Consider the following 23,421-nt stretch of genomic DNA (forward strand, 5'->3'; position numbering starts at 1 on the left):
TTCCCCGCATCTGCGGAGAAAGAAGAGAGATGACACTGCTCGCGGTTTTACTCGCCGGCGCTTTGGCGCAGGCATCAATGCAACCGTATCAACCTCTCGTCGCCGGAGCGCGCTGGATCTATAGCTGCTCGGGTGGGATTGCGGCGAACCGCACGATATCGAACGGCGCAATCAACGGCGTGTCGGGCTTCGTGAACATGCTTTCGCTGACGATACCCGGACAGCCGAGCGTACAATTCGGCGAATTACAAATGAACGATTCACAAGGGACGAAGGCGGGCGGCTGGGTTTTTGCGCCGACGTACCCGAGCGTGCAAATCAATCCGCCACAGCTGGAGCTGCCGATCAATCCGGTCATCGGACAGAGTTTCTCATTGCCGGACGGCTATGGCGGCACTATCACCGTGACGTATGCGGGTTTGACGACGGTCACGAGCTACGCGCGGGTCTTTACGGGCGTTTCCGTCTTCAAGGAAACCGACAACGGTCATCCGCCTCTGCCCTTTCCGCGAACCGTTTACATGGTGAGGGGGATCGGCGAAGTGCAAATCGATCTTGCCGCGTCGCAAGCGCTCAATCTGCCCGCGACGACGTGCACGCTCGCGTCGTATAGCATCCCGTGAAACTTCCGGCCGTGGCCGGAGCTGTCGTCGCAATCGTGCTGATCGCGAGACTTGTCTTTGCACAAACGTCGCCGAATCCGGCGATGAATGCTCCCGATCAGCTCGCGTGGTCCTTATTCCTACAGGTCAACGCAGACGCGTCGACGTCCGGTAACAGCGACGTACTCTTTGAGACGTGGCCCAACGACGGCGACACGTTTACGATAAAGCCTGCGCGTTTCGTTCGAACGCATCATCCGCTGCGTCTCTCGCCGCAGGCGCTCGTCTCCGCTCACGACCCGAGTCTTGAGGGTGCGGGCGAGGAGACGAATCGAAATCAGGCCGCGTACGACTTCATCGTCGACAATCACTTGTATTCGGTTCGAGGTTTGCAGGCTGCTTTCGGGACGACGTTGCGCTTTCCGGTCGATGCCGTCGAAGTCAAAGCGAACTGGTATCCGATAGAGCATATCCCCGGATACCGCGGAGATCCCTCGCAAGCGTATCGCGTCTATCACGTGAGCAAAGACGCAAACGGTCAAGCGTACGCGCTCGTCTCGCTGCACATCATATCGAAAGCCGTGCCGAATTGGACATGGGCGACCTTCGAGCATGAGAATAGTCCGGCTCGCTGCGACACGCTTGGCTGTAGCGACACGTTCGGGGCCCAAACTCCTTTCGTTATGCCGAATGCGGTGCGCAATGCGGGTTATGGCCCTTGTCCGCGTACACCGGGGTTGAACGCGATGTTCGTGCACGCCAAGATCGATGCGGCTTTTGCGCACTACTGCCTCAAGGGCACCCAAAGTGATTTCACCGATACGACCGGCGTCGCGCTGCGTCTGGGCAACTCCGTTACCGAGAACGGCTTCGTAGCCCAGTCCTCGTGCATGACGTGTCACGCGCGAGCCGCCTTCGACCGCACCGGAAAAATGACGTCGTTCGGCGGCTTCGATCCGGCGGGGAACTCGTTCGTCGGAGCCGTCGATCCGGCATGGTTCTGGTCGAGCGACAAATCAACGCGCGTTGCCACGCAGGCCGACTTCGTCTGGTCAATCCCATTCTGCGCGATCGATGACACGGGCCCAGCGAAACCGCAACCCTCCGCCCTGTGTAGTGCCAAACAATGATGATGTTGGTTTTCGCGGTCCTTATGACCGCGGCGAAATACTTCGTCGGCTCGTGGATGTGCGGTCCCGTGCACTGGACCTTCTCGCCACTCGCGAAAGGCTCACCGTGGCTCAAGGTCGTCTATGGAAACCCGAAGCGGCCGAGCGGCGTCGCCGTATTCGGCTACGTCGAGGGTTTACACGGCTTTGTGTATCGCGACTTTCGCGCGGACGGCTCGTACGCGAATCTCACATCGAGCGGACCGGTCAAGGGCACGTGGGTGTGGACCGGGCCATATTATCCCGCGGGCGGCGGCGAGGCGCTTTTGGGGCGCATCGTGTACGTGATCAAGAGTCCGACGAAGTACGTTCGCAAGTTCCAGCAGTTCGCGAACGGGCAAACGATCGATCGCGGCGGAGACGTTTGCACAAAGCTCTAGCTCGCCGGGGCGTCACACTCGACGAGCTCTTCGCCGCAATTGAGGCAATGATCGTCATTTGATTCGGCGCACGCCTTGCAAAACGCGTGGCTGTATTCGCAGAGCATGACGCTCTCTTCGCCAATCAATGACTTTGCGCACTTGTCGCACGTCTTTTGCATCGCTAGCTGCTCAGTAGCCGGACGAGATTCTCCGGTCGTTGCATCCCGACGACTGCCATGCGATTCGGCCACGCCATCGCCGGAACGCCGTTCACGCCCGCACGGTGCGACGCGTTGATGAAATCGTCGACCGTCGCTGCAAAACGATGCTCGGACCATGCGTTTTCGACATCCGTTGCCGTCGCGCCGTAGCGCTCCGCTATCGGGATGATTACGGCGGGCTTTGCGATGTCGGCTTGTTCGGTGAAGAATGCGCGTGAGACGTCATGATGAAATGCGCCGGACGCATCGTCACCGCCGAGCGAGCGAACGAGCTCGGCTGTTTCCAGTGCGAAGCGCGAGTTGTAGTTACGCGATGGCGGATCGATCGGGAGACCGACCATTTGCGCCGTGCGGATCAGGCGCTCGCGGATTGCGGGCCACGCTTCCGGCGGGAACGGTTTGGGTGCGCCTTCCGGCGGCGTTTCGGGATGCAGCTCGAACGGAAGCCAGCGCAGCTTTGCGTCAAGCTCTCGTGCGGCTTGTTCGGCCCAGACCGAGCCGAGGTAGCAGTATGGTCAAACAACGTCGGACCAGATATTGATGATGCGCGCTTGGGGATTCATTTCGCGCCGTACGTGTACGACGCGGGCTTCCATTCACAGACACTCCCGTCGCGCATTACGAACGACTCGCAACCATCGACTTCAGGATTGAAGTCTTCGTTGAGGGCTTTGGTGCGCGTCCAATCGACGTTGTTGTCCTGGCGTGCCGCAGCCCGTGCCTTCTGATACGAAAACTGTGGAGACTTGGTCAAGGCGTTGAGTGCGCGAACGAGAGTCTGTGCCTGCGTCATCCGTCCGATTGTAGCATGAAATATTTTTCAATTCTCGATCTCGTGCCGATTCGTAAAGGCGGAACGCCCGGCGAAGCGTTGTCTCGTACGATCGAGCTTGCCCAGCACGCCGAGCAGTGGGGTTATCACCGCTACTGGGTGGCCGAGCACCACAACATGCCGGGGATCGGCAGCGCCGCGACATCAATCGTCATCGCGGCCGTCGCGGGCGCGACGAAGACGATGCGAGTCGGTTCGGGCGGTGTGATGCTGCCGAATCATTCGCCGCTCGTGATCGCAGAGCAGTTCGGGACGCTCGAAGCGCTCTATCCCGGGCGTATCGATCTTGGACTTGGCCGCGCGCCGGGAACCGATATGATCACGTCGCGTGCACTACGACGCGATCTTGCTACGACGTCGGATCGTTTTCCGCAGGACGTGCTGGAGCTGCAGCGTTTTCTGGATGATGGTTTTCCGCAGCACGGGATTCAGGCAGTGCCGGGAACCGGCGCCAACACGCCGATTTGGCTTTTGGGCTCGAGTCTCTTTAGTGCGCAGCTTGCGGCGGAGCTGGGTTTGCCGTTCGGCTTCGCATCGCACTTCGCTCCGGATTTGCTGTTCGAGGCGCTGCAGATCTATCGCGATACATTCCAGCCCTCGGAAGAGCTGGAGCAACCGTGCGCGATGCCCACAATTCCGGTGATCGTTGCAGATACGGACGAAGAAGCGCGCCGGTTGCTGACGAGCTCGCAACAGTCGACGGCGAATCTCGTGCGTGGGAAACCCGGCCAACTGCCGGAGCCTGTCGACATGTCGCAGATGGAGCAGTTGCTTTCGTCCGAAGAACGAGCTGCTGTTGCGCACCGTCAGATGTACGCAGCGGTTGGTTCACCGGCGACGGTGCGCGAACGAATTGCCGGTTTCATCAAACGTACGCAAGCGGACGAGCTGATGATCACGTCGATGATCTACGATCAAGCTGCTCGCTTGCGTTCGTTCGAGCTCGCTTCAGAAGTTCTGAAGGGCCTCAAGGGTGGGTAGCAAAACGAAGCCCGTCCAGCGCCGACGTAGCTCAGTTGGTAGAGCAGCTGATTCGTAATCAGCAGGTCAGCGGTTCAAGTCCGCTCGTCGGCTCCAGCTTTTATAGAAGATCGCGAGGCACGGCAGCCGAACGCACGTTCGGTCAATTGCTATGGCCATTCAAATAGGGATCAGCTACGCGCCGCAGTCCGGCCCGTATCCGCGATACATTGAAGCCGTGCAGAGCGCAGCGACGCGCCTCGGGCTCGACGTCGAGGTTATCGATCTTTGGGCGCATCCCAAAGAAATCGGGAGCATTGACGGTATTGTTTTCACGGGCGGCGGTGATGTCGCGCCCGATCGCTTCGGTAAACCCTCTGAGATCGATCGGTGCGAAGGCGTTAAACTCGCACGCGACGATCACGAATTTCGCATGTGCGAGACGGCGAAGGAACGCGAGGTGCCGGTGCTCGGCATTTGTCGCGGCGAGCAGTTGCTGAACGTAGGCTTCGGCGGAACGCTGATCACGCACATTTCTACGGCGAGCGATCACGCCAAATCCGATGGCAACGATGCGCAGCATATGGTTACCGTTCAACCCGGATCGATGATTGCGCGCCTAGCTGCGGCCGATCGGGCCGAAGTAAACAGTTCGCACCATCAAGCCGTCGATCGGCTCGCCGATCCATTTGTCGTTACGGCGCGCGCAAGCGATGGGACGATCGAAGCGTTCGAGTGGGCGAAACCCGAAGGAAAACCGTTTCTTCTCGCCGTGCAGTGGCATCCCGAGCGGATGGATCAGGCTGAGAAGCTTGCGGGTCCGGTGTTCGAACATTTTTTGAAAGCCGTTGCCGGTTCGCGCAGCTACGCCTGACGATCGCGACGCGATCTGGGCGATTCTCGAACCGATGATCCGCGCAGGAGAAACCTACACGCTTCCGCGCGATCTCTCACGAGACGACGCGTTCACGTACTGGTTCGCATCCGGGCATCACGTTCATGTTTACGACGAAGGCGAGGTTTTGGGGACGTACTTCCTTCATACGAACGCTGCCGGCGGCGGTTCGCACGTCGCCAACTGCGGCTACGTGACCTCACCTGCGGCGATGGGACGCGGCGTGGCGCGGGCCATGTGCGCCCATTCGCTCGAGCTGGCCCGGGAGCTCGGGTACCGGGCGGTTCAGTTCAACTTCGTGGTCTCGACCAACGTCGGGGCCATACGACTCTGGCAGAGCTTCGGCTTCGAGGTGGCCGGCCGGTTGCCGGGGGCGTTCAACCACCCCACTGCGGGCTACGTCGATGCCCTGGTGATGTACAAGAAGCTCGCCTCCTCTTAAGCCGCCCTGGCCGCGGGCCGATACCACCTGTGAATGCAGCCTCTCCCTCACCGCGCCCCGCACCCCGCCGAGCGCCGTTCCGACGTTCTCGCGATGCTGCTTGCGCCGAGCTCTCCGACCGAATTCCTCGAACGCTACTTTGAGAAGGAACCGCTCCACATCGGACGCGGCGATCCGAAGTATTTCAGCGGGGTCTACGACGTCGGCGAGATCGAGAGCTCGCTCGCCGTCGGCGGAAACGACCACGACAAGTTCGTTCTGATCAAGCACGGCACGGGTCAGGTTTCCCCCGACGAAATGATGATCGAACGCAAGCATACGCGTGCACGGCACACCGGCCGCGCGCCGAAGCTCGTGATCGATCCGCGCGTCATCGTGTCATATTTCGACCGCGGCTACTCGCTGGTCATCAAAGACGCGTCGCTGTTCAGTCCGAAGCTGCAGAAGTTCGTCAATCGCGTCCAGCAGCGGCTCGGCTTCTACATTCAAACGAACGTCTATTTCACGCCGCCGAAGGCGCAAGGCTTCGACGTCCATCACGACACGCACGATACGCTCGTGATGCAGATCGAAGGGACGAAGACGTGGCGGATCTACGATCCCGTCGTTCAGCTCCCCGTCGAGACGCAGCCGTTCTCAAAAGATGAGCACGGAAAGCAGATCAAGCTGAATCGCGAGGTCACGCTCAATCCCGGCGATACGCTCTACGTTCCGCATGGTTTCCCGCACGAAGCCATGACGGCCGAAGGAAAGTCGCTGCACGTCACGCTCGCGATGTGCCCGTTACGCGTCATCGACTTGCTTGAAGCTATGATCGATTTCGCTGCGGTAACCGACCTCGAGCTTCGCCGTGCGCTCCCGCCGGGTTGGCATGAATCGAAAGAATTTCCGGCGCGCTTCGCCGCGATGATCCACGAGCGTCTCCCCAAAGCGCTACCTGCGGCGCACGTCCCGGCCGCGAGCGAGATGATTCTACGCGATCTGTTCGCGGTAACGCGGGCCGAAGCGGGCGGGGCCTTTGGTGAATGGGAGCGTTTCATGACGCTCGGGCCGACGAATACGCTCACGATGCGCGACGATGCACCCTTCATGTTGCGCCGTGCCGGTCAGAATATCGAACTGCTGATCGCCGGGAAGTCGCTCGCGTTTCCCGCGGCATACGCACCGCTCTTCGAAAAACTGCAGGCTGGGCCAATGACGGTTTCGCAAGTCGATGCGGCGCTGCCCGGCAACGTCGGCCGTCAGCTCGTGAAGATGCTGCTCCTCGAAGGGCTGATCTCGGTCAACTAGCCGCTACATATCCAGGCCGCCGTTGATGTTGAAAACGGCGCCGGTAATGTAACTGGATTCGTCTTCGAGCAAGAAGCGTACGACGCGCGCGACCTCTTCGGGTTTCCCGAGGCGGCGCTGAGGAATGCGCTCGACGATTTTGTCGAGGATTTCTTTCGGAATCGCACCGACCATCTCGGTTGCGATGAACCCCGGCGCGACCGCGTTGACGGTAATGCCACGTTGCGCCAGCTCGAGCGCGAGGCTCTTCGTCAATCCGAACAGACCCGCTTTTGACGCGGCGTAGTTGGCTTGACCGACGTTTCCGGTCTGGCCGATCACGGAACTGATGTTGATGATCCGCCCGGAGCCTCGGCTCACCATGTGATCGAGCACGGCTTTCGTCATTCGAAACGCACCCGAGAGGTTTACGTCCATGACGTTCGTCCAATCCTCATCGGTCATTCTGCGCATCGTTTTATCGATCGTTATGCCGGCGTTGTTGACGAGAAAATCAACCTTGCCCCATTGATCGATCGCTTCTTTGGCGACGCGCTCGCAATCGGCTGGCGAATGAACGCTACCTTGATGAATCGAAATGTGCGAGCCGTCTTTTTCGAGCTCGGCTTTCAGCTTCTCCGCGCCCTCTTTGCCGCGGCTATACCCGGCCGCAACCTTTACGCCGGCCTTGGCCAGCATGCGCGTGATCGCGCCGCCGATTCCGCGCGTGCCACCGGTGACGATTGCAACTTGCCCGTCGCTGAACATCGTGTTTCCTCGCTAGACGAAAATTACAAGCGTTCGAAGATTGCAGCGATGCCCTGACCGCCGCCGATACACATAGTCACGAGCGCATACCGGCCGCCGGTTCGCTTGAGCTCGTAAATGGCTTTGATCGTGAGGATTGCGCCGGTGGCGCCGATTGGGTGACCCAGAGCAATCGCGCCGCCGTTGGGATTGACCTTGGCGGAGTCGAGTCCTAACTCTTTTGAAACCGCACAAGCCTGTGCCGCAAATGCTTCGTTCGATTCGATGACATCGAGATCGGAGATTTTCAGACCCGCGCGCTCGAGTGCTTTTTTCACTGCGGGTACCGGCCCGATGCCCATGTATTTCGGATCGACGCCGGAGTGCCCGTACGAAACGAGCCGCGCCATCGGTTTGCGCCCGGCCCGCTGCGCGGCTCCGGCTTCCATCATCACGATCGCGGCTGCGGCATCGTTGATACCTGAAGCGTTACCAGCGGTCACGCTTCCGTCGGATTTGAAGGCCGCGCGCAACTTCCCGACGCCCTCGAGCGTCGCGTCGGCGCGCACGTGCTCGTCGGTATCAAAAGAAATCGTACCTTTGCGCGATTTGATTTCGACGGGAACGATTTGCTCTTTGAAGTGGCCTTTCTCAATCGCTGAAGCGGCCCGTTTCTGACTTTCGACGGCAAACGCGTCTTGCGCGTCACGCGAGATTCCGTATTTTTCCGCGACGTTCTCGGCCGTCATCCCCATGTGAACGGTGTCGAAGGGATCGGTGAGCGCGCCAACCATCATGTCGATCGTTTGACTATCGCCCATGCGCGCGCCCCAGCGCAGCCCCGTCACACCGTAGATTCCGCGGCTCATCGATTCCGCGCCGCCGCCGAGCGCGACGTCAGTGTCGCCGAGCAAAATCGTCTGCGCTGCCGAGACGATGGCTTGCAGCCCGCTGCCGCACAAGCGGTTGAGCGTTAGGGCCGCTGTTTCTTGCGGGAGTCCGCCTTCGATAGCCGCGACGCGTGAGAGATACATGTCCTTCGCGTCGGTGTGAATGACGTTGCCGAACACGACGTGTCCGACTTCGCTCGGCGCGACGCCGGCGCGTTTGACCGCTTCGCGAACGACCGTAGCGCCAAGCTGCGTCGGTGGTACGTCCTTGAGACTTCCGCCGTATGTACCAATTGCGGTCCGAGCTCCGCTCAGGACGACCACGTTTCTGTCCGCCATGTTTCCCTCTCGTGCAGGTTAAGCGCGAGGCTTTCATGCCCGCAATTCAAAGATACCTTCATGGATCGAGCAAGCGATCTTCCGCTGATCGACCTGCACGAGGTTCGCGTGATGCTCGGCCATCGTACCGTCCTCGAAAACGTCAGCTGGCAATTGCGCGCGGGCGAACATTGGCTCTGCAGCGGACCGAACGGCGCGGGCAAGACGACGCTTTTGCGCGTCATTCGTGGCGATCAACCCATTGCATATGGCAGCGGCTCGCGCACCTATCATTTGCGCGGCGCCGAAACCGACGCGCTCGCAACCGCCAAAGCGAACATTGGATACCTCGCGCCTGAACTGCACGAGCGACTGTTGCGCATGGAGCTTCCGCTCGACGTTAGGCAACTTATCGTAGGCGGCGTGCATGGGACGTTATATCTTTCCGAACCCGCCACGGCTGAAGAGCTCGCGCGAGTTCAGCTCCTGGCGGAGCGCCTCGGTATCGCGGGCCTTCTCGACGAACCGATGAACGAGCTTTCGTTCGGACAGCTGCGCCGCGCGTTGCTCGCTCGCGCGCTTGCGGGCGCACCGCGCGTCGTCGTGCTCGATGAGTTCGCGCACGGTATCGATCGGCAATCGCGCGACATCATCGCACAAACGCTCGCCGAATCCGTCAATGAGGGGACGTCACTCGTGATCGCCACGCATCGGCGTGAAGAGCTGCCGGCGGCGATCACGCACGAGCTGCGATTGGATGGCGGGCGTGTTTCGTCCGTGGGGCCGCTCGAGAAGCCATCGATGACGCCTAATCGACGCAACGGCAAGGTCATCGGGCGCGGTGCCGGCGAGGTCGTCGTCAAGCTTGAAGACGTCGACGTGTTTCAAGAACAGCGGCACGCCTTGCGCAGCGTCAGTTGGGAATTACGCGCCGGAGAGCATTGGTTCGTGAGCGGCCCCAACGGCGCCGGGAAGTCGACGCTTGCGAAACTGCTCTACGGTCGTCTGCGAACAGCGTACGGGGGACGCATCGAGCGCAACGGCTCGTACGAGAACGTGAGCGTCGCGCAAATCCGCCGCACGGTCGGCCTGATTTCCGATGACGAGCAGCTGCGCTACGACTGGAGCATTCCGGTCGAAGACGTCGTCGTTTCGGGATTCTTTGCAAGCGTCGGGGTGATGCGCAGGGCGTCCGCCGATCAGATCGAGACCGCGCGCCGCTTAATTCGCGATTTCGGGATCGAGCATCTGGCGCAAAGGCCGTTTCTCGAGCTTTCCTTCGGACAGCGGCGGCTCGTGCTCGTAACTCGTGCGCTGGTACGAACGCCGCGCCTGCTCATTCTCGATGAGGCGCTCAACGGATTCGATCGCGACGTTCGTGCGCGCATGCTGCGCCGCGTCGAAGAGCTGGCCGCGGCCGGAACCTCCATCGTGATGATCGGGCACCACGAGAGCGACATTCCGGATTGGATCGAAAACGAGCTGAAGCTGGAAGACGGACGCGTTGTTGGGATCGTGCGCCGCTAGGGATCGATGTTCGGCGCCGAGCTGTAAACGAAGATCGCGTCGGTGACGTAGCGTTCCCAGCTCTGATCCGACGGGTGACTACGCACGCTGACCTCTTTGTCGCCGGGGATCCGGGAAACGATCCCGGCCGATCCGCCGGAATCCATCGCAAAGCCGTCGACGACATGATAGCGGACCATCAGATCGCCGAATTCGGGGCGCGTCATCCCAACGGAGATATCGGGCCAGCGCCCATCGACTTCGAAAAAGAGTAGCGAATCGTCGGCGAGGCGGCCGACGCCGACAACCGGCCAGCGAACGTCGTGCTCGTCCTTGGCCGGCGCATCGGGGTCTTCGAGAAACTGCCCGTCGCGAACCATGAGCGGACCGCCGCCTTCAGCGGTGACGATATCGTTGTAGTCCGGCGTGAGATGATATTCGAGTTGAATCGTGTCGCCGACACGCGGCGGTTTTGCTTCCGCATAGCGCCCAAAGGCAAGTCCCATCGTTGCAGGTTGAACGCCCTCGATCGGACCAACGCGTGTCACTCGGTATTCCCCATTCTCGCCGGGCGTCGTTCCGGGCACGGCGTCGAGCGCAACGAACGTCGTTCCGATATGCGGTTGTAGCTTACCGAACGCCGGGGTTACGATCCCGACCTTCCCGGGCGGATAGACGTTGAAATCGTGAATCGGGATCGTATGTTCACCGTCAACGGCTTTGCCGTCGAACGTGTACTCATCGAACGTGACGTGATTTCCGCGATGAACCGTCATCGCGTACCGCTTCGTCGGCGAGCGCAGCAGCTTACCCGAGATGACGAGAACGCCTTGTGGCGCATAGCTTCCCCCGATGTCGAAATAATCGCCGTCGATACCCATCACGGCACCGGTGCGCTGCCCCATCGTCGAGGTGCGTTCACCTCCGGACGTGACGTGATCGTCGGCCAAGGCGGAATTGATGCTTACCGTCGGGTTCTTCGTATCAACCGACGAGACGAAAATTGCAAGCCGACCGTGTTCCGATTCCAAGCGATATTTTGCAAACGCGACGCCGGGCGCGGTCGCTTCAAGATGGGCTTCGCGCAAGTTCGGCTCGGCAGCGACGTCCAACAGGAGCCTATCGAAGCGCGCGACGTCATAATCTTCGATCCGCCCGACGAGCGTGAGCGGCACGCCGTCGAGCGTTCCCTCGACCATTCTCGATCCGATCGAGTCCGCGTCGATGACGAGCTTGCCGTGCAGTCCGGCGATCGTGTGTGTCGGCGCGCCGAGCTGCAGCGCACCGCCGGCGAGCTCGGCATCGGCGTGAAATTCCGCCGGTTTCCCGCCGGTGGATTCTGCGGTCAGCTCGACGTTCTTGAGTTGTCCGCTCGAAGACGCGACCTCGAGATCTTGTGACGCGGCGACGGCAACGAGTGGTGCGACGGGAAGCGCGGACGCATTCCAGGTTTGAATCGTGATGCCGGCGTCTTCGTCGGTTCCGCCGTGAAATGGATACGATGTTCCCTGATCGACGACGTTTCCGCGGATGTCGTAGGCGAGTTCCGATCCCTTCACGCGGAGCTTCCCATCGATCGACTCGACGTCGAGCGCATTTTGAACCTGAAACGAACCTGCGTTGACTTCGATCGTGCCGGAGCCCAGGTGTGCGGCTGCTTTCGCGAGGGTAGCTAGATCGGCACGTGCGACGGTGGCAGTCGGATGATCGAGGACGACGTGCGGAGCGCTGCCGCCGAAGTCGATGTCTGCGCGCGGCGCTTTGAGGATTGCAGAGCCGCTCGCATTGCGCAGCTCGAAGTTCGTCGCGACAAAGTGCCGCAGACCGCCGGAAAATGCTACGCTATCGGCATTCATGTCGGCGCCGGTGATACCACTTACGGCGTGTCCCAAGAATATTCGGGGGAAGACGGCGCTCATTCCAATGAGAATCGCGAGAACGAACGCAGCACCAACCGCAACGCTGAGCCTCAGCACGGGGTCTGGGGTTTCGATGATCAAGTGGCTTGCCCTGGGCGCGCTGGTTTGCTTGCTCGCGGTCCCAGCTTCCGCGCAAAATCCGTTGCCGCAAGTTGCGGCCGGAGGTAAGACGCCTTATCTCGCGGTCCTCGTCTGGCACGACGTCGTGCCGTCAAAGGAAGTCTGGTTCGATACGCCGCTCGCAACGTTCGAAGGGCAGCTCGAAGCAATTCACAAGGGCGGCTTTCACGTCATCACGCTCGAGCAGTTACGAGCGCATCTCGAGCGCGGCGCGCCGGTTCCATCCAAGCCACTAGTGCTGACATTCGATGACAACGGTTGGGGAATCTACGCGAACGCGTTTCCGCTCTTGAAAAAATATAACTATCCTGCGACGCTCTTCGTGCACACGAATTTCGTCGGAAAGACGACGAGCAAACGTCACAACACGTGGGCGCAGCTCGCCGAGATGGAACGCAGCGGATTGATCGACGTGCAGAGTCTGACAGCGAACCATCCACCCGATCTGCGAAAGCTTTCCGATGCGCTCGTCGTCCACGAGCTGCAGCTCTCGCGCAAGTCACTTGAGGCTCGCCTCGGCCGGCACATCTACGCGCTCGTCTATCCCGAGGACAACTACGACGACCGTCTGGCGCGACTCGCATCCGAGAACGGTTACGAGATGGGGTTCATCGAGGATTGGGGCAACGCGGCCGATTCAGAGAATCTGCTGCTGATTCACCGCTACTCCGTGCTCACGCGCTTCGATCAAGCCTTAGCCGACGTTAGCGCCAACAGTCACTGATCGCCATTTTGTGAGCCGCAGCGCCGGTCGGCGGCAGCTGCAAAAGATCCTCGATCGTGCGAAGCACCATGTAGTGATCGACAGGTTCTTTGTACGCGCCCGGCTTGACCATCGGACCGAAGAAGAGCGTCGGGATGTTGTTGGATGAGTCAAAACCCTCATCCCATGTGAGGACGAAGAGCGTATCGTGCTTCGCGCCCCAGTCGAGCAACGGCGCAATGTTCCTCGCAAGCCACGCATCGCCCATCGCGATCGTACCGTCGTGCATGTCGTTGTTGACGTTCGGGATAATCATCGTTACGGCCGGGAGCGTATCGTACGAACGTAGGGCCGAGAACGGAAGATTAGCGCTCGCAGGGATATTCGAAAACTGCACCCACGGCACGTGCTTGCGCGCGTACGGTCCGGCCCAACAACCGGTGAACCCCGCCGACGGCATCGATTCGGCGTATCCGACGAAGGCGCGGTGCGAGGCAAACAGCTCGCTTCCAATATTGGGAGCATTCGCCGGAAAGCCGGTTGCGGGACAATCATCGCCGTTGCCGTTAACCAGGCCCGCGAAGAGCGCGAAATAATTCGGCAGGCTCGGATGCCGCTCGGCATGCGCATTCACAAACAACGCGCCGCCGCGCATCAGCTTGTTGATGTACAGCGCATGTGGATTGCCGCGGATCTGCGCCAGCGTCTTGTTTTCCTCAACGACGATTACGACGTGTTGTACTCTTGTCATCCTGATCGTATCGCCGCTGCTTCTCATCCCGAGTGTAGCGCCGCTGCTTGTCATTCCGAGCGTAGCGCCGCTGCTTGTCATCCCGAGCGTAGCGCTGAAGGCGCGTAGTCGAGGGACAGCGAGCAAGCTCAGGGCGCAAAAGATCGCGGCGAAATATTTCACCTTCCTCTCTACTAGCTATGATTTCGGCTGTCCCTCGACTACGGTCGCTTCGCTCCCTACGCTCGGGATGACATCAAAGCCCTACGCTCGGGATGACATCAAAGCCCTACTCTCGGGAAGCGAGGTTGACAGAGCTATAACCGTGTGGTTATATAACCGTATGGTTAACGTTGGAGGCCTGGACGCGGTTTTCGGCGCTTTGTCCGATCCCACGCGCCGGCGCATCGTCGAGCGGCTCGCTCGCCAGCCGATGACGGTCGGGGAGATCGCTGCCGGATTTACGATCTCGCAGCCGGGGATCTCGAAGCACCTCCGTATTCTTGAAGAAGCTGGGATTCTGAAACGTGAGATCGATGGCCGCGTGCATCGCTGCCGTCTCGACACGAACACGATGATTGCTGCTTCGTCGTGGATCGACAAACAGCGCGAGTTCTGGAACTCCACCTTCGATCGCCTCGACGCACTTCTCGCACGCACATCTAAACGAAAGAAGAAATGATGACGACGACAGAACTCGCCTCTCCCTCGAAACTCGTCCTTCGGCGCACGTTTCAAGCGCCCGCGCAAAAAGTGTTCGACCTCTGGACGTCCGCCGACGGAATGCGCCAGTTTTTCTTCCCCGGCGAAGCCAAGGTCACGAATCTTGAAGTCGACTTCCGCGTCGGCGGCAAGTACAGCATCACGTTCGTCAAGCCGGACGGTGAAGTCTTGACCGTCGGCGGCGTCTATCGAGAAATCAAAGCGCCCTCGCATTTCGTGTGCACCTGGACATGGGAAGAAGACAGTCCGGAAGACGTCGTCGAGACGCTCTTGACCCTCGATTTCAAAGGCCGCGGTAACGAAACCGATCTCGTCCTCACGCACGAAAATCTTCGCAGCGTCGAATCGCGCGACGGTCACGCTGCCGGTTGGGGCGCCTGCCTCGACCAGCTCGCGAAAATCACTTCGTGAGCGCTGCGAAGATCAGCCGCGCCGGGATCCTGATCGGCATCGGGCTCGGCGTGGCTACGCGCGGAAAAGCAGACGCGACCGTCGACATCACGCACTCGAATGCCGCGATCCATCAAGAGATCATGTTTGCGGCTCCGCCTTTAGGGTGCTGATCACGACCGCAACCTTCGATCGCGTCGTCCGCGCCGGCTTCGGCATGAAGTCGAGCATGATCGGAGCGATCAGCAAGACGCCGACCTACATCGATCCCGAACCCGGTGGAGCGTTCACACTTTTCGGCGGCTACGTCACGGGCCGCAATCTCGAAATGGTCCGCGAAACGCGTCTCGTGCAAGCTTGGCGTGCCGGCAGCTGGGAACCCGGCTGGTTCTCGATCGCGAAGTTCGTCCTAGTGCGGCACGGCTCAGGGACGAAGGTCGTTTTCGACCATACCGGATTTCCGAACGAAGCGGCACCGCATCTCGCCTCGGGATGGTACGAGCATTATTGGCATCCACTGCAAAAGGTACTCACGACTTAACACTTGTCCAATGACCTTCTGAGAAAAATTGGGTAAGGTAACTCAGTGATCAAGAAGGAGCTGGTAGCGATCTGGGCCGGCGTTCAGTACGCGTATCGCCAGATCGCTCGATACTACGGCAGATCGTCGTAGAGTTTGTAGAGCGCGGTGTGGTCGAGCTCGCCGTCGCCGCGATCGACGACTTCCTTGACCCGATCGAACGCTGCCTTCGCGGCAGGTAGTTCGAGACCGACCCGCGCGCATGCATCGAGAATGTTCTCGCGGTCTTTCATGTGCGTCTTGATCGGTCCGCCCGGAACGAAATTGCGATCGAGCATGCGCTGGCCTTGACCTTCGAGGATCTTGCTGCCGGCGAATCCGCCGAGCATGGCTTCGCGCACCGTCGCCGGATCGACGCCGTGTGCGCGTGCAAGTGCGAATGCTTCGGCAACCAGTTCGACGGTCGAGGCGACGATGAGTTGATTGCACATCTTCGCAATCTGTCCGGCGCCGGCATGGCCGATACGAACGGCGGTCTTGGCCATTGCCATGAACACGGGCTTAGCGCGCTCGAAAGCGGCTTCGCTTCCGCCCGCCATAACGGTGAGCGTCCCTTCGATCGCCCCTTTCTCGCCGCCGCTCACGGGCGCATCGATTGCGTCTACGCCCTTTTTTGTAAAAGCTTCAGCGAGCTCACGCGCGTGCGCGGGCGACGTCGTTCCCATGTCGATGAAGAGGCTGCCCGCGCGAATTCCGGCCAGCACGCCATCGGATCCAAAGATTGCGTCATGCGTCGTCGGCCAATCGATCAGCATCGTAATGACCACGTCGCACTGCGCGGCAAGCACTTTGGGCGTCGCGGCGGCGATCGCGCCGGCCTCCACGAGATCTTTGAATTTTGAGGCGGTGCGGTTTTGCACGACCACGGAGTAACCGGCGCGCAACAGGTTGCGGGCCATCGGTTTCCCCATCAGTCCCGTACCGATAACACCAACGACGAGCGGCAAATTCAACCTCCTGATCTGTGAAAGTCACAGCCTATGCGAGCAGTCGCTAAGCTCCTCTGACGTAGGCTAGGTTACTGCGTCGAGCGCGCTGTCATGGTAGGCTTTGGCCATGACACGTTCGGCATTGCTTACACGACTCGGTGCCTTCTTTGCAGCCCTCGGAGCGTCGGCATCGCCGCGTGCGGCTGAGGCGACCGATTCGGCATGGAATCTCAGCGACGGGGAATGGCACGCGCGGCTGAGCCCGGCAGCTTTCGCGGTGCTGCGGCAGCATGGCACGGAGTACGCGGGTTCCAGCCCCCTCGATCACGAGAAGCGTAACGGCATCTACGATTGCGCCGGCTGCGATCAAGCGCTGTTCTCGTCAAAGACGAAGTTCGATAGCGGGACGGGCTGGCCGAGCTTTTACGATCATCTTCCGAGCGCTATCGGCGAGTCACGGGACAACTCGATGTTCGAAGCTCGCACCGAGGTACATTGCAGCCGTTGCGGCGGTCACCTCGGGCACGTGTTCGACGACGGTCCACGACCGACGGGATTGCGCTACTGCATGAACGGCGTCGCGCTGAAGTTCAAGCCCGAGAGCTAATCGAGGTCCAAACCGTCACGTTGTTGTAGCCCGCGGGATGCGGGTTGGCATCGACGTCGGCGGAACGTTCACCGACCTCGTCGCTCTTGACGAGAAGACGGGCGCTCTTTCGCGCCTGAAAGTGTCGACGACTCCGCGCGCTCCCGAGGAGGCCGTCGTTCGTGCATTGCGCGACTTTGTTGCGCGCGACCCTGACGCCGCGATCAGTTTGATCGCGCACTCGAGCACGATCGCGACCAATGCACTGCTCGGCCAAATCAACCTCGAGCTACCGCGCGTCGCGCTGTTGACGACGGAAGGTTTTCGCGACGTTCTCGAGATCGGGCGGCAAAATCGTCCCGAAGTCTACAACTTGTTCGTTGAGCGCCCGCGTCCGCTCGTGGCGCGCGGCGATCGTATCGGCGTACGCGAACGGCTCGATCATCGGGGAAGGGTCGTCGTCCCGCTCGATCGCGCATCGCTGGACGCCGCGGTCGCGCAACTTGCGCGCTCTGACGTGCGTGCGGTCGCCGTTTCATTTTTACACGCGTACGCAAATGCCGATCACGAACGCGCGGCAGCCGATGCGGTACGCGCCGGGTTGCCGAACGCCGAAGTCACGCTGTCGAGTGAAATCGATCCCGAGTACCGCGAATACGAACGCACCAGCACGACCGTCGTCAACGCGCTGCTTGTTCCCCTCGTTCGGCGGTATCTCGAACAGCTCGAGCGCGAAGTGCGCAAACTGGGAATTCGTGCGCCGCTCTACGTGATGCAGAGCAACGGCGGGATGGCGGCAATCAGCGTTGCATCAAAACGCCCGGCGACGATCATCGAAAGCGGTCCGGCATCCGGCGTGATCGGCGCAGCGTTTCTTGGCCGCAAGCTGGGCATCGAGAACGTTCTTTCCTTTGATATGGGCGGAACCACCGCGAAGGCCGGCACCGTTTTTGGCGGCGAGCCGCAAGTCGTCGGGGAGTTTGAAGCTGCGGGACGGACGCACTCGGGGCGCTCCGTGAAAGGCAGCGGATATCCGGTGCGCTTTCCATTCGTCGACTTGGCTGAGGTTAGCGCCGGCGGCGGAACGATCGCTTGGATCGACGCGGGCGGTGCACTGCGTGTCGGACCACTCTCGGCCGGAGCCGATCCCGGACCGGCCGCATACGGCAAAGGCGATCAACCCACGGTCACCGATGCGAACATCGTGCTCGGCCGGCTGAATCCCGTCGCATTGCTCGGCGGCGAGATGCCGATCGACGCGCAACGTTCGCACGCTGCAATCGAGTCGCTGTTGCCGCGGCTACCCGAGCTCGATCGCGATCGGCTGGCGGCCGGCATCATCGAACTCGTCGACAACGAGATGGCGAAGATCTTGCGCATCGTTTCGATCGAGCGTGGTTACGACCCGAGAACGTTCACGATGATGGCGTTCGGCGGCGGCGGTCCATTGCACGCGTGTGCGCTCGCGGATGCACTCGAGGTCAAGCGCGTCGTCGTTCCGCCCTCACCGGGTTTATTTTCCGCGTGGGGATTGCTGGCCGCCGACGTCCGCGCATCGTACGTGCGCACAATCGTTGCGACAGTCGATCGGCTGGATGGGGCGCGCGTTGACGCCGCGTTTGCCGAAATGGAAAAGACGGGACACGACGAGCTCGCGGCGCAAGGCGTCAAGCCGGACGCGATGGCGTTCATTCGCGAGCTCGAGATACGGTATCTCGGCCAAGGCTATGAGCTTGGAGTGCCGATGACGACGTTCGCACAAGCGATCGAGGCGTTTCATCAGAAACACGAGCGCACGTACGGCTACGCCTCGCGCGAAGACGCCGTCGAAGTCGTCGCCGCGCGTCTGGTCGCCGTCGGTGAAGTCGCGAAACCCAATATCTCTAATGTCATGGTGAGCGTCGTCGAACCACAGCGACCATCCAGCCACCGGCAGGTGTACTTCGCGCAAAAGGGCCGGATCAACACGCCGGTCTATCAGCGCGAGCAACTCGGTGGAGGCGCAACGGTTGCGGGACCTGCAATCATCGAGCAATACGATAGCGCGACGCTTGTTGCGCCATCATGGACGGCGGCTGTTGATGAGCTCGGAAATCTGAATTTGGTGCGCGCATGATTGCCCCGTCGCGCATCGATCCGATTACGGTCGAGGTCATCAAGAATTCGCTGGTCTATGCGAGCGAAGAGATGGGGATCGCTGTTCGCAATTCGGCGTATTCTCCGAACATCAAAGACCGGCTCGATCATTCGTGTGCGATCTTCGATGCGCAAACGCGTTTGATTGCTCAAGCCGAGCACATCCCGGTTCATCTCGGATCGCTGCCGTGGGGATTGCGCGCGACGCTCGCGGCAATCGACGGCATGGGTCTGAAGATGGCTCCCGGCGACATGTGGGTCGTCAATGACCCGTATATCAGCGGAACACATCTGAACGACGTGACGGTCATTCGCCCGGTCTTCGTGGGTGAACGGCTCGTCGGATATTCTGCGAGCAAAGCGCACCACACCGACGTCGGTGGCGCCGTCCCCGGTTCGATGAGCGCCGATGCCGAGGAGCTCTTCGGCGAAGGGCTCGTCATCGCACCGTTGCGGTTGATGCGCGGCGATGCCGTGCAACCCGAAATCGTCGCGCTCGTCCGCTCCAACTCGCGCAATCCGCATGCGCGCAGCGGCGATCTCAAGGCACAGATCGCCGGCAGCATCACGGGCGAACGTCGCGTCCTTGCATTGATCGAAACCTATGGACTCGCGACGTACGAAGGCGCGCTCGAGCGTATTCTGGATGAAAGTGAGCGAGCGTTGCGCGCCCAGCTTGCGACTTTCCGGCCGGGTCGTTACGAAGTCGAAGAAGCGATGGAAGATCTCGACGGCAATCCGTCGGTCTTCATTCGTCTCGCACTAACGATCGCGGGCGGCAGCGTCTCACTCGATTACACAGGGACGAGTCCGCAAGTCAATTTTCCGATCAATGCGGTTTACGGTGTAACGCTCTCCGGCATCTATTATGTGGTGCGGGCGCTCACCGATCCGACTATCCCGATGAACGACGGCTGCTTTCGTCCGATCTCGGTGCATGTTCCGGAAGGTTCGTTTCTCAATCCGCGGCGGCCGGCTGCAGTCTCCGGTGGAAACGTCGAAACGTCGCAGCGCAACGCCGACACGGTGCTGCGCGCGTTTGCCGACGCAGCGCCCGAGCGCGTCCCGGCGGCGAGCGGAGGAACCATGAGCAACGTGATCGTCGGAGGCGTCGACGCAAAGGGCGAAGCCTGGACATTCTACGAGACCAACGGCTGCGGGATGGGTGCGCGTCCGAGTGCGGACGGAGTTGACGGGATCCAAGCTCACATGACCAACACGCTCAACACGCCGATCGAAGCAATGGAGCATTATCTTCCGATTCGCGTCACGCGCTACGAATTCGCGGAAGGCACTGGTGGCGCCGGAAAATACCGGGGCGGCTTCGGCCTCGTGCGTTCATGGAAACTCCTGGAAGGTACCGGACGCGCGTCGCTGATTGCCGAACATCATACGCTCGGGCCGCGAGGATTGCGCGGTGGTGCGGACGGCGCCCCGGGCGAGCACCACATCGTGCGCAACGGAGAGCGCAAAAAGCTACCCGGCAAGATCAACGTTCCGATCGCGGCCGGCGATGAGATTATCTTGCAATCACCGGGCGGCGGCGGGTGGGGATCAGACGAGCCGTAAGCGGCGCCGAGGAGTTATCAATGATCATCGAGGTTCGGACGTACACGATCAAGCCGGGGTTGCGCGATCAGTTCGTTGCGTTTTTCGAAAAACGTGCCATTCCGGAACAGCAGGCCGTCGGGATAAAAGTGCTCGGACCGTTGCTGGACACCGAGAATCCGAACGTGTTTTTGTTTCTGCGTTCCTTTCCCTCACTCGAAGAGCGCGACCGCATGAAGAGTCTCTTCTATGACGGGCCGGTATGGAAGAATGAGCTTGAGGGGATCGCGATGCCGATGATCGAGAGCTACAGCGCCGTGCTGACGGAAACGACGCCCGAATTCGTCATGCTCTGAAGGAATCGGTCGCTTATCGCGCCTAGCGAGTGGCGTGGTCAAACATCACGGCGAGACGCACCATAATCCGAAGGTCGCGCTTCGCGACGTCGTCATCGGCTTATCCGATGGCTTGACCGTTCCGTTTGCGCTTGCGGCCGGCGTTTCGGTCGCCGTGGCTTCGTCGAAGGTTGTCGTCACCGCCGGTCTCGCCGAGATCGTCGCCGGATCGATCTCGATGGGCCTCGGCGGCTACCTCGCTGCTCGGACCGACATCGATCAATACGCAAGCGAACGGCGGCGCGAGTATCGCGAGGTGCAACTCGTACCGCATATCGAGCGCGACGAAGTGCGCGACGTTTTTCGCGAGTACGGTTTGGGCGGAAGCGAGCTCGAGCAAGTCGTCGATCATATCGTAGCCGATCCGGACCGGTGGGTCGACTTCATGATGCGCTTCGAGCTTGGTCTTGAACGTCCGAAGGTGAATCAGGCGCCCATCAGTGCGCTGACGATTGCGATCTCGTACGCGGTCGGTGGACTCGTCCCGCTCGTCCCGTACGTGTTCATCTCGAACGTTCCGTATGCGCTGATGATCTCGGTCGCGCTGACGCTCGTCGCGCTCTTTCTGTTCGGCGGCTACAAAGCGCGCATGACGCGAACGCCGCGGCTTCGCGGTGCGATACAAACCACGCTGATCGGCGCCGCCGCCGCTGCCGCGGCCTTCGGTATTGCGCGGCTCATCACTGGGTAGCCGGAGTAGGGTCTTAAAACTTTAGCAGCATCAGCAGCGCGCCGAGCGCGAGCGAAGCGATGCAACCTTCAAACGACGCCGTGTAGCCGAATCCGTCGATCAATCTGCCGCCGACGAATGGCCCCAGCGCTGCAAGAATTGCAATCGGTATTCCCTGCAACGCGATGATCGCGCCGTATGCGCGCCGGCCGAAGCGCTCGGCCATAATCGCGCCGCGTAGCGGCGAGAGTGCACCATATGCGCTTCCAAAGACGAGCACGTAGGCGACGACGGTCGCAATCCCATGCGCGCTCAAGAGCAAAACAACGCCGATCGCTTCCAGCGCAACGGCGCCTGCGACCAGGAATCGTAGCGGAACGTGCCGGCTCGCGTAAATGACGATCGCGCGGCCCGGAAGGTACGCGATGCCGAAGAGCCCGACGACGGTCGTGACCAGCGGCGCGGCGAAACCGCGCGACGTCAAGAAGATGATGTGTTCGATGATCACCGTCGTGCTCGCAAAGAACGAAAGCGAGATCGTCGCGGTTATCAACCAGAACGCGCGCGTTCGAAACGCTTCGCCGAGCAGCATTCCGCTTGCCGGAGCTGCGTTGCCGCCGTCGGGACTTAGGCCGAGATCCTCAGGTTGGCGGCGCAGTAAGAGCGCATGCAACGGCAGCGTGATCGCGATTTGAATCAGGCCGAGCAGCATGACGGCTTCGCGCCAGCCAAACGCGGATACCAGCACGCCGTTCAACGGATAAAACAGCGTGGATGAAAACGCACCCATGAACGTGAGGATGGAAAGCGCGTTCATGCGCCGGCTTTCGAACCAGTTGGCAACGACGGTGAACGACACCGGATAGTACGTCAACGCCGTGCCGACCCCGAAACCAATGCCCCATACGGCGTAAAACTCCGCAAGTGTGTGCACCCGGCCTAGAAGAATGAGCGACGCGCCCATGACGATCGAGCCGGCCGACATCAGCGTGCGCGCGCCGAATCGATCCAGGACGCGTCCGACGCCGAATCCGAGGATCCCCGAGACGAGAACGGTCAGCGAGTAGGCGCCGTTGATCGCCGCTTTGTTCCAAGCCAGATCCTGCGCGACGGGTCCGACGAGAACGCCGATCAGATACTGGCTTGTACCATACGAGACGATCGTCGTGACGCCGAGCGCGGCGACGATCGTCCAGCCGTAGTAATGCTTCAGGCTTTGGCGGTTTGTGGGACCTCGGCGAGCACCCTTTCGATGGCGGCTTCGATACGGTCGTAGCTTTTGTCGCCGGCCTGAAAGTGCCGCAGCTTGTGCTCGCGATCGAAAAGATAGTACGCGGGGACGAACTCATTGTCGAAACGCCCGACGATCTGCAGATCGTTGTCGAACGCAACGCGATGCGAGAGGTTCATTTCATTCAGCGCGTCGTCGATTGCGGCATCGACGTCGAGCTCTTGCGGAACCCGCGGCTGATGCACCGCGACGAAAAGCAAGCCCGCCGGCTCGAACATCCGCCGCCAATGTTCGACCTCAGGTGCGACGTCGTGGCAAACGTAACACGTCATCGACCAGAAGTGCAGGAACACCGCACGTCCGGTAAGCTCGCTCGGCGAAAGTTCCGCTCCATTGATCCAGCGTGTCGCCCCCTCGAGAGAGGGGAGCGCATCGCGCACCCTCAGTGCCATGGGACCAGCATTCCCCGCTTTCCGGCTTTTCCGTCCCCCTGGGCAGGCTTTGTTTTAGGCTCCCAGACAAGGGGCACAACGTATGGACGTGAGGGA

General features: G+C 60.8%; 26 protein-coding genes, 1 tRNA gene and 1 pseudogene. 19 read left to right on the forward strand and 9 right to left on the reverse strand.

What is annotated here, in order from left to right; translation table 11 throughout:
• Positions 1–29 precede the first annotated feature (29 nt).
• The 3 genes from VGG22_00645 to VGG22_00655 are packed head-to-tail and all read left to right on the forward strand — an operon-like array spanning position 30 to position 2,151.
• Positions 30–623 carry a hypothetical protein gene (locus VGG22_00645; GenBank protein HEY1726870.1) on the forward strand — a complete coding sequence of 198 codons (594 nt, stop codon included), beginning with the start codon at positions 30–32 and terminating at the stop codon, positions 621–623.
• Positions 620–1,732 carry a hypothetical protein gene (locus VGG22_00650; GenBank protein HEY1726871.1) on the forward strand — a complete coding sequence of 371 codons (1,113 nt, stop codon included), beginning with the start codon at positions 620–622 and terminating at the stop codon, positions 1,730–1,732. The genes VGG22_00645 and VGG22_00650 overlap by 4 nt, the downstream gene beginning before the upstream one ends.
• Positions 1,729–2,151 (forward strand): hypothetical protein, encoded by a 423-nt coding sequence (locus VGG22_00655; protein ID HEY1726872.1) that lies wholly within the window; start codon positions 1,729–1,731, stop codon positions 2,149–2,151. Before VGG22_00650 ends, VGG22_00655 begins: the two co-directional genes overlap by 4 nt.
• Positions 2,152–2,314: 163 nt before the next feature.
• On the opposite strand, the pseudogene VGG22_00660 reads toward VGG22_00655, so the two are convergent.
• Positions 2,315–2,857: pseudogene (locus VGG22_00660) on the reverse strand (DsbA family protein).
• Between the two features lie 56 nt (positions 2,858–2,913).
• The gene (locus tag VGG22_00665; protein HEY1726873.1) at positions 2,914–3,108 is read right to left on the reverse strand and encodes a hypothetical protein; all 195 of its coding nucleotides are present in this window, start codon (positions 3,106–3,108) and stop codon (positions 2,914–2,916) included.
• A 54-nt stretch (positions 3,109–3,162) separates the two neighbouring features.
• Here VGG22_00665 and VGG22_00670 point away from each other — a divergent pair, with 54 nt between their 5' ends.
• The 5 genes from VGG22_00670 to VGG22_00690 all read left to right on the forward strand — a co-directional run bounded on the left by VGG22_00670 (position 3,163) and on the right by VGG22_00690 (position 6,773).
• A complete protein-coding gene (locus VGG22_00670; GenBank protein ID HEY1726874.1) occupies positions 3,163–4,167 on the forward strand; it encodes an LLM class flavin-dependent oxidoreductase in 1,005 nt (334 codons plus the stop codon).
• Between the two features lie 20 nt (positions 4,168–4,187).
• A tRNA-Thr gene (locus tag VGG22_00675) sits at positions 4,188–4,263 on the forward strand.
• A gap of 55 nt (positions 4,264–4,318) precedes the next feature.
• Positions 4,319–5,020: a gamma-glutamyl-gamma-aminobutyrate hydrolase family protein gene (locus VGG22_00680; protein HEY1726875.1), complete on the forward strand. Its 702-nt coding sequence runs from the start codon at positions 4,319–4,321 to the stop codon at positions 5,018–5,020.
• Between the two features lie 34 nt (positions 5,021–5,054).
• On the forward strand, positions 5,055–5,483 hold the full coding sequence (locus VGG22_00685; GenBank protein HEY1726876.1) for a GNAT family N-acetyltransferase: 429 nt from the start codon (positions 5,055–5,057) through the stop codon (positions 5,481–5,483).
• Between the two features lie 33 nt (positions 5,484–5,516).
• A complete protein-coding gene (locus VGG22_00690; GenBank protein HEY1726877.1) occupies positions 5,517–6,773 on the forward strand; it encodes a cupin domain-containing protein in 1,257 nt (418 codons plus the stop codon).
• 3 nt (positions 6,774–6,776) lie between these two features.
• On the opposite strand, the gene fabG is transcribed toward VGG22_00690, so the two are convergent.
• Positions 6,777–7,520 (reverse strand): 3-oxoacyl-[acyl-carrier-protein] reductase, encoded by a 744-nt coding sequence (gene fabG / locus VGG22_00695; protein HEY1726878.1) that lies wholly within the window; start codon positions 7,518–7,520, stop codon positions 6,777–6,779.
• Between the two features lie 23 nt (positions 7,521–7,543).
• Positions 7,544–8,728 carry an acetyl-CoA C-acyltransferase family protein gene (locus tag VGG22_00700; GenBank protein ID HEY1726879.1) on the reverse strand — a complete coding sequence of 395 codons (1,185 nt, stop codon included), beginning with the start codon at positions 8,726–8,728 and terminating at the stop codon, positions 7,544–7,546.
• A gap of 60 nt (positions 8,729–8,788) precedes the next feature.
• On the opposite strand from VGG22_00700, the gene VGG22_00705 reads away from it, so the two are divergent.
• Positions 8,789–10,234, forward strand: a complete 1,446-nt coding sequence (locus tag VGG22_00705) for an ATP-binding cassette domain-containing protein (protein HEY1726880.1) — start codon at positions 8,789–8,791, stop codon at positions 10,232–10,234.
• Here the strand turns inward: VGG22_00705 and VGG22_00710 are convergent.
• On the reverse strand, positions 10,231–12,189 hold the full coding sequence (locus VGG22_00710; GenBank protein HEY1726881.1) for a phosphodiester glycosidase family protein: 1,959 nt from the start codon (positions 12,187–12,189) through the stop codon (positions 10,231–10,233). The genes VGG22_00705 and VGG22_00710 overlap by 4 nt on opposite strands.
• A gap of 16 nt (positions 12,190–12,205) precedes the next feature.
• Here VGG22_00710 and VGG22_00715 point away from each other — a divergent pair, with 16 nt between their 5' ends.
• Complete coding sequence (locus tag VGG22_00715; GenBank protein ID HEY1726882.1) at positions 12,206–12,976, forward strand: polysaccharide deacetylase family protein; 771 nt, start codon at positions 12,206–12,208, stop codon at positions 12,974–12,976.
• Here VGG22_00715 and VGG22_00720 read toward each other — a convergent pair.
• On the reverse strand, positions 12,957–13,706 hold the full coding sequence (locus VGG22_00720; GenBank protein ID HEY1726883.1) for an alkaline phosphatase family protein: 750 nt from the start codon (positions 13,704–13,706) through the stop codon (positions 12,957–12,959). The two genes, VGG22_00715 and VGG22_00720, sit on opposite strands and share 20 nt — an antisense overlap.
• Positions 13,707–14,028: 322 nt before the next feature.
• Here VGG22_00720 and VGG22_00725 point away from each other — a divergent pair, with 322 nt between their 5' ends.
• Genes VGG22_00725 through VGG22_00740 form a run of 4 tightly spaced genes read left to right on the forward strand, consistent with a single transcriptional unit; the run spans position 14,029 to position 15,339 of the window.
• Positions 14,029–14,367, forward strand: coding sequence for a metalloregulator ArsR/SmtB family transcription factor (locus VGG22_00725; GenBank protein ID HEY1726884.1), 339 nt, complete (start codon positions 14,029–14,031; stop codon positions 14,365–14,367).
• Complete coding sequence (locus VGG22_00730) at positions 14,367–14,819, forward strand: SRPBCC domain-containing protein (GenBank protein ID HEY1726885.1); 453 nt, start codon at positions 14,367–14,369, stop codon at positions 14,817–14,819. The genes VGG22_00725 and VGG22_00730 overlap by 1 nt, the downstream gene beginning before the upstream one ends.
• Positions 14,816–14,971: a hypothetical protein gene (locus tag VGG22_00735; GenBank protein ID HEY1726886.1), complete on the forward strand. Its 156-nt coding sequence runs from the start codon at positions 14,816–14,818 to the stop codon at positions 14,969–14,971. Before VGG22_00730 ends, VGG22_00735 begins: the two co-directional genes overlap by 4 nt.
• Entirely contained in the window at positions 14,965–15,339 is a 375-nt protein-coding gene (locus VGG22_00740; GenBank protein ID HEY1726887.1) for an SRPBCC domain-containing protein, read from the forward strand. The genes VGG22_00735 and VGG22_00740 overlap by 7 nt, the downstream gene beginning before the upstream one ends.
• A gap of 113 nt (positions 15,340–15,452) precedes the next feature.
• On the opposite strand, the gene VGG22_00745 is transcribed toward VGG22_00740, so the two are convergent.
• Complete coding sequence (locus VGG22_00745) at positions 15,453–16,331, reverse strand: NAD(P)-binding domain-containing protein (GenBank protein HEY1726888.1); 879 nt, start codon at positions 16,329–16,331, stop codon at positions 15,453–15,455.
• Between the two features lie 103 nt (positions 16,332–16,434).
• On the opposite strand from VGG22_00745, the gene msrB reads away from it, so the two are divergent.
• From msrB to VGG22_00770, 5 genes are read left to right on the forward strand one after another with little or no spacing between them, the layout of a single operon-like run.
• Positions 16,435–16,914 carry a peptide-methionine (R)-S-oxide reductase MsrB gene (msrB, locus tag VGG22_00750; GenBank protein HEY1726889.1) on the forward strand — a complete coding sequence of 160 codons (480 nt, stop codon included), beginning with the start codon at positions 16,435–16,437 and terminating at the stop codon, positions 16,912–16,914.
• Positions 16,915–16,951: 37 nt separating this feature from the next.
• Positions 16,952–19,009 (forward strand): hydantoinase/oxoprolinase family protein, encoded by a 2,058-nt coding sequence (locus VGG22_00755; GenBank protein ID HEY1726890.1) that lies wholly within the window; start codon positions 16,952–16,954, stop codon positions 19,007–19,009.
• Positions 19,006–20,598, forward strand: coding sequence for a hydantoinase B/oxoprolinase family protein (locus VGG22_00760; GenBank protein HEY1726891.1), 1,593 nt, complete (start codon positions 19,006–19,008; stop codon positions 20,596–20,598). The genes VGG22_00755 and VGG22_00760 overlap by 4 nt, the downstream gene beginning before the upstream one ends.
• A 20-nt stretch (positions 20,599–20,618) precedes the next feature.
• Entirely contained in the window at positions 20,619–20,933 is a 315-nt protein-coding gene (locus tag VGG22_00765; GenBank protein ID HEY1726892.1) for an NIPSNAP family protein, read from the forward strand.
• A gap of 34 nt (positions 20,934–20,967) precedes the next feature.
• Positions 20,968–21,663: a VIT1/CCC1 transporter family protein gene (locus tag VGG22_00770; protein HEY1726893.1), complete on the forward strand. Its 696-nt coding sequence runs from the start codon at positions 20,968–20,970 to the stop codon at positions 21,661–21,663.
• Between the two features lie 13 nt (positions 21,664–21,676).
• Here the strand turns inward: VGG22_00770 and VGG22_00775 are convergent, their stop codons facing one another.
• Together VGG22_00775 and VGG22_00780 are read right to left on the reverse strand one after the other, a co-directional pair.
• Positions 21,677–22,855: an MFS transporter gene (locus tag VGG22_00775; GenBank protein HEY1726894.1), complete on the reverse strand. Its 1,179-nt coding sequence runs from the start codon at positions 22,853–22,855 to the stop codon at positions 21,677–21,679.
• The gene (locus tag VGG22_00780) at positions 22,852–23,325 is read right to left on the reverse strand and encodes a redoxin family protein (protein HEY1726895.1); all 474 of its coding nucleotides are present in this window, start codon (positions 23,323–23,325) and stop codon (positions 22,852–22,854) included. The genes VGG22_00775 and VGG22_00780 overlap by 4 nt, the downstream gene beginning before the upstream one ends.
• Between the last annotated feature and the right edge of the window lie 96 nt (positions 23,326–23,421).

The sequence above is a fragment of the Candidatus Baltobacteraceae bacterium genome (assembly GCA_036489885.1).
Taxonomy (GTDB): Bacteria; Vulcanimicrobiota; Vulcanimicrobiia; order Vulcanimicrobiales; family Vulcanimicrobiaceae; genus JAFAMS01.

Excerpts from the sequence above, each read along its gene's own strand:
- VGG22_00645 (HEY1726870.1), top strand. The coding sequence starts at position 30 with ATGACACTGCTCGCGGTTTTACTCGCCGGCGCTTTGGCGCAGGCATCA.
- VGG22_00765 (HEY1726892.1), top strand. The coding sequence starts at position 20,619 with ATGATCATCGAGGTTCGGACGTACACGATCAAGCCGGGGTTGCGCGAT.
- VGG22_00755 (HEY1726890.1), top strand. The coding sequence starts at position 16,952 with ATGCGGGTTGGCATCGACGTCGGCGGAACGTTCACCGACCTCGTCGCT.
- VGG22_00720 (HEY1726883.1), bottom strand. The coding sequence starts at position 13,706 with ATGACAAGAGTACAACACGTCGTAATCGTCGTTGAGGAAAACAAGACG.
- VGG22_00730 (HEY1726885.1), top strand. The coding sequence starts at position 14,367 with ATGACGACGACAGAACTCGCCTCTCCCTCGAAACTCGTCCTTCGGCGC.
- VGG22_00705 (HEY1726880.1), top strand. The coding sequence starts at position 8,789 with ATGGATCGAGCAAGCGATCTTCCGCTGATCGACCTGCACGAGGTTCGC.
- VGG22_00685 (HEY1726876.1), top strand. The coding sequence starts at position 5,055 with ATGATCCGCGCAGGAGAAACCTACACGCTTCCGCGCGATCTCTCACGA.
- VGG22_00690 (HEY1726877.1), top strand. The coding sequence starts at position 5,517 with ATGCAGCCTCTCCCTCACCGCGCCCCGCACCCCGCCGAGCGCCGTTCC.
- VGG22_00655 (HEY1726872.1), top strand. The coding sequence starts at position 1,729 with ATGATGATGTTGGTTTTCGCGGTCCTTATGACCGCGGCGAAATACTTC.
- VGG22_00760 (HEY1726891.1), top strand. The coding sequence starts at position 19,006 with ATGATTGCCCCGTCGCGCATCGATCCGATTACGGTCGAGGTCATCAAG.
- VGG22_00725 (HEY1726884.1), top strand. The coding sequence starts at position 14,029 with ATGGTTAACGTTGGAGGCCTGGACGCGGTTTTCGGCGCTTTGTCCGAT.
- VGG22_00670 (HEY1726874.1), top strand. The coding sequence starts at position 3,163 with ATGAAATATTTTTCAATTCTCGATCTCGTGCCGATTCGTAAAGGCGGA.
- msrB (HEY1726889.1), top strand. The coding sequence starts at position 16,435 with ATGACACGTTCGGCATTGCTTACACGACTCGGTGCCTTCTTTGCAGCC.
- VGG22_00780 (HEY1726895.1), bottom strand. The coding sequence starts at position 23,325 with ATGGCACTGAGGGTGCGCGATGCGCTCCCCTCTCTCGAGGGGGCGACA.
- VGG22_00715 (HEY1726882.1), top strand. The coding sequence starts at position 12,206 with ATGATCAAGTGGCTTGCCCTGGGCGCGCTGGTTTGCTTGCTCGCGGTC.
- fabG (HEY1726878.1), bottom strand. The coding sequence starts at position 7,520 with ATGTTCAGCGACGGGCAAGTTGCAATCGTCACCGGTGGCACGCGCGGA.
- VGG22_00680 (HEY1726875.1), top strand. The coding sequence starts at position 4,319 with ATGGCCATTCAAATAGGGATCAGCTACGCGCCGCAGTCCGGCCCGTAT.
- VGG22_00700 (HEY1726879.1), bottom strand. The coding sequence starts at position 8,728 with ATGGCGGACAGAAACGTGGTCGTCCTGAGCGGAGCTCGGACCGCAATT.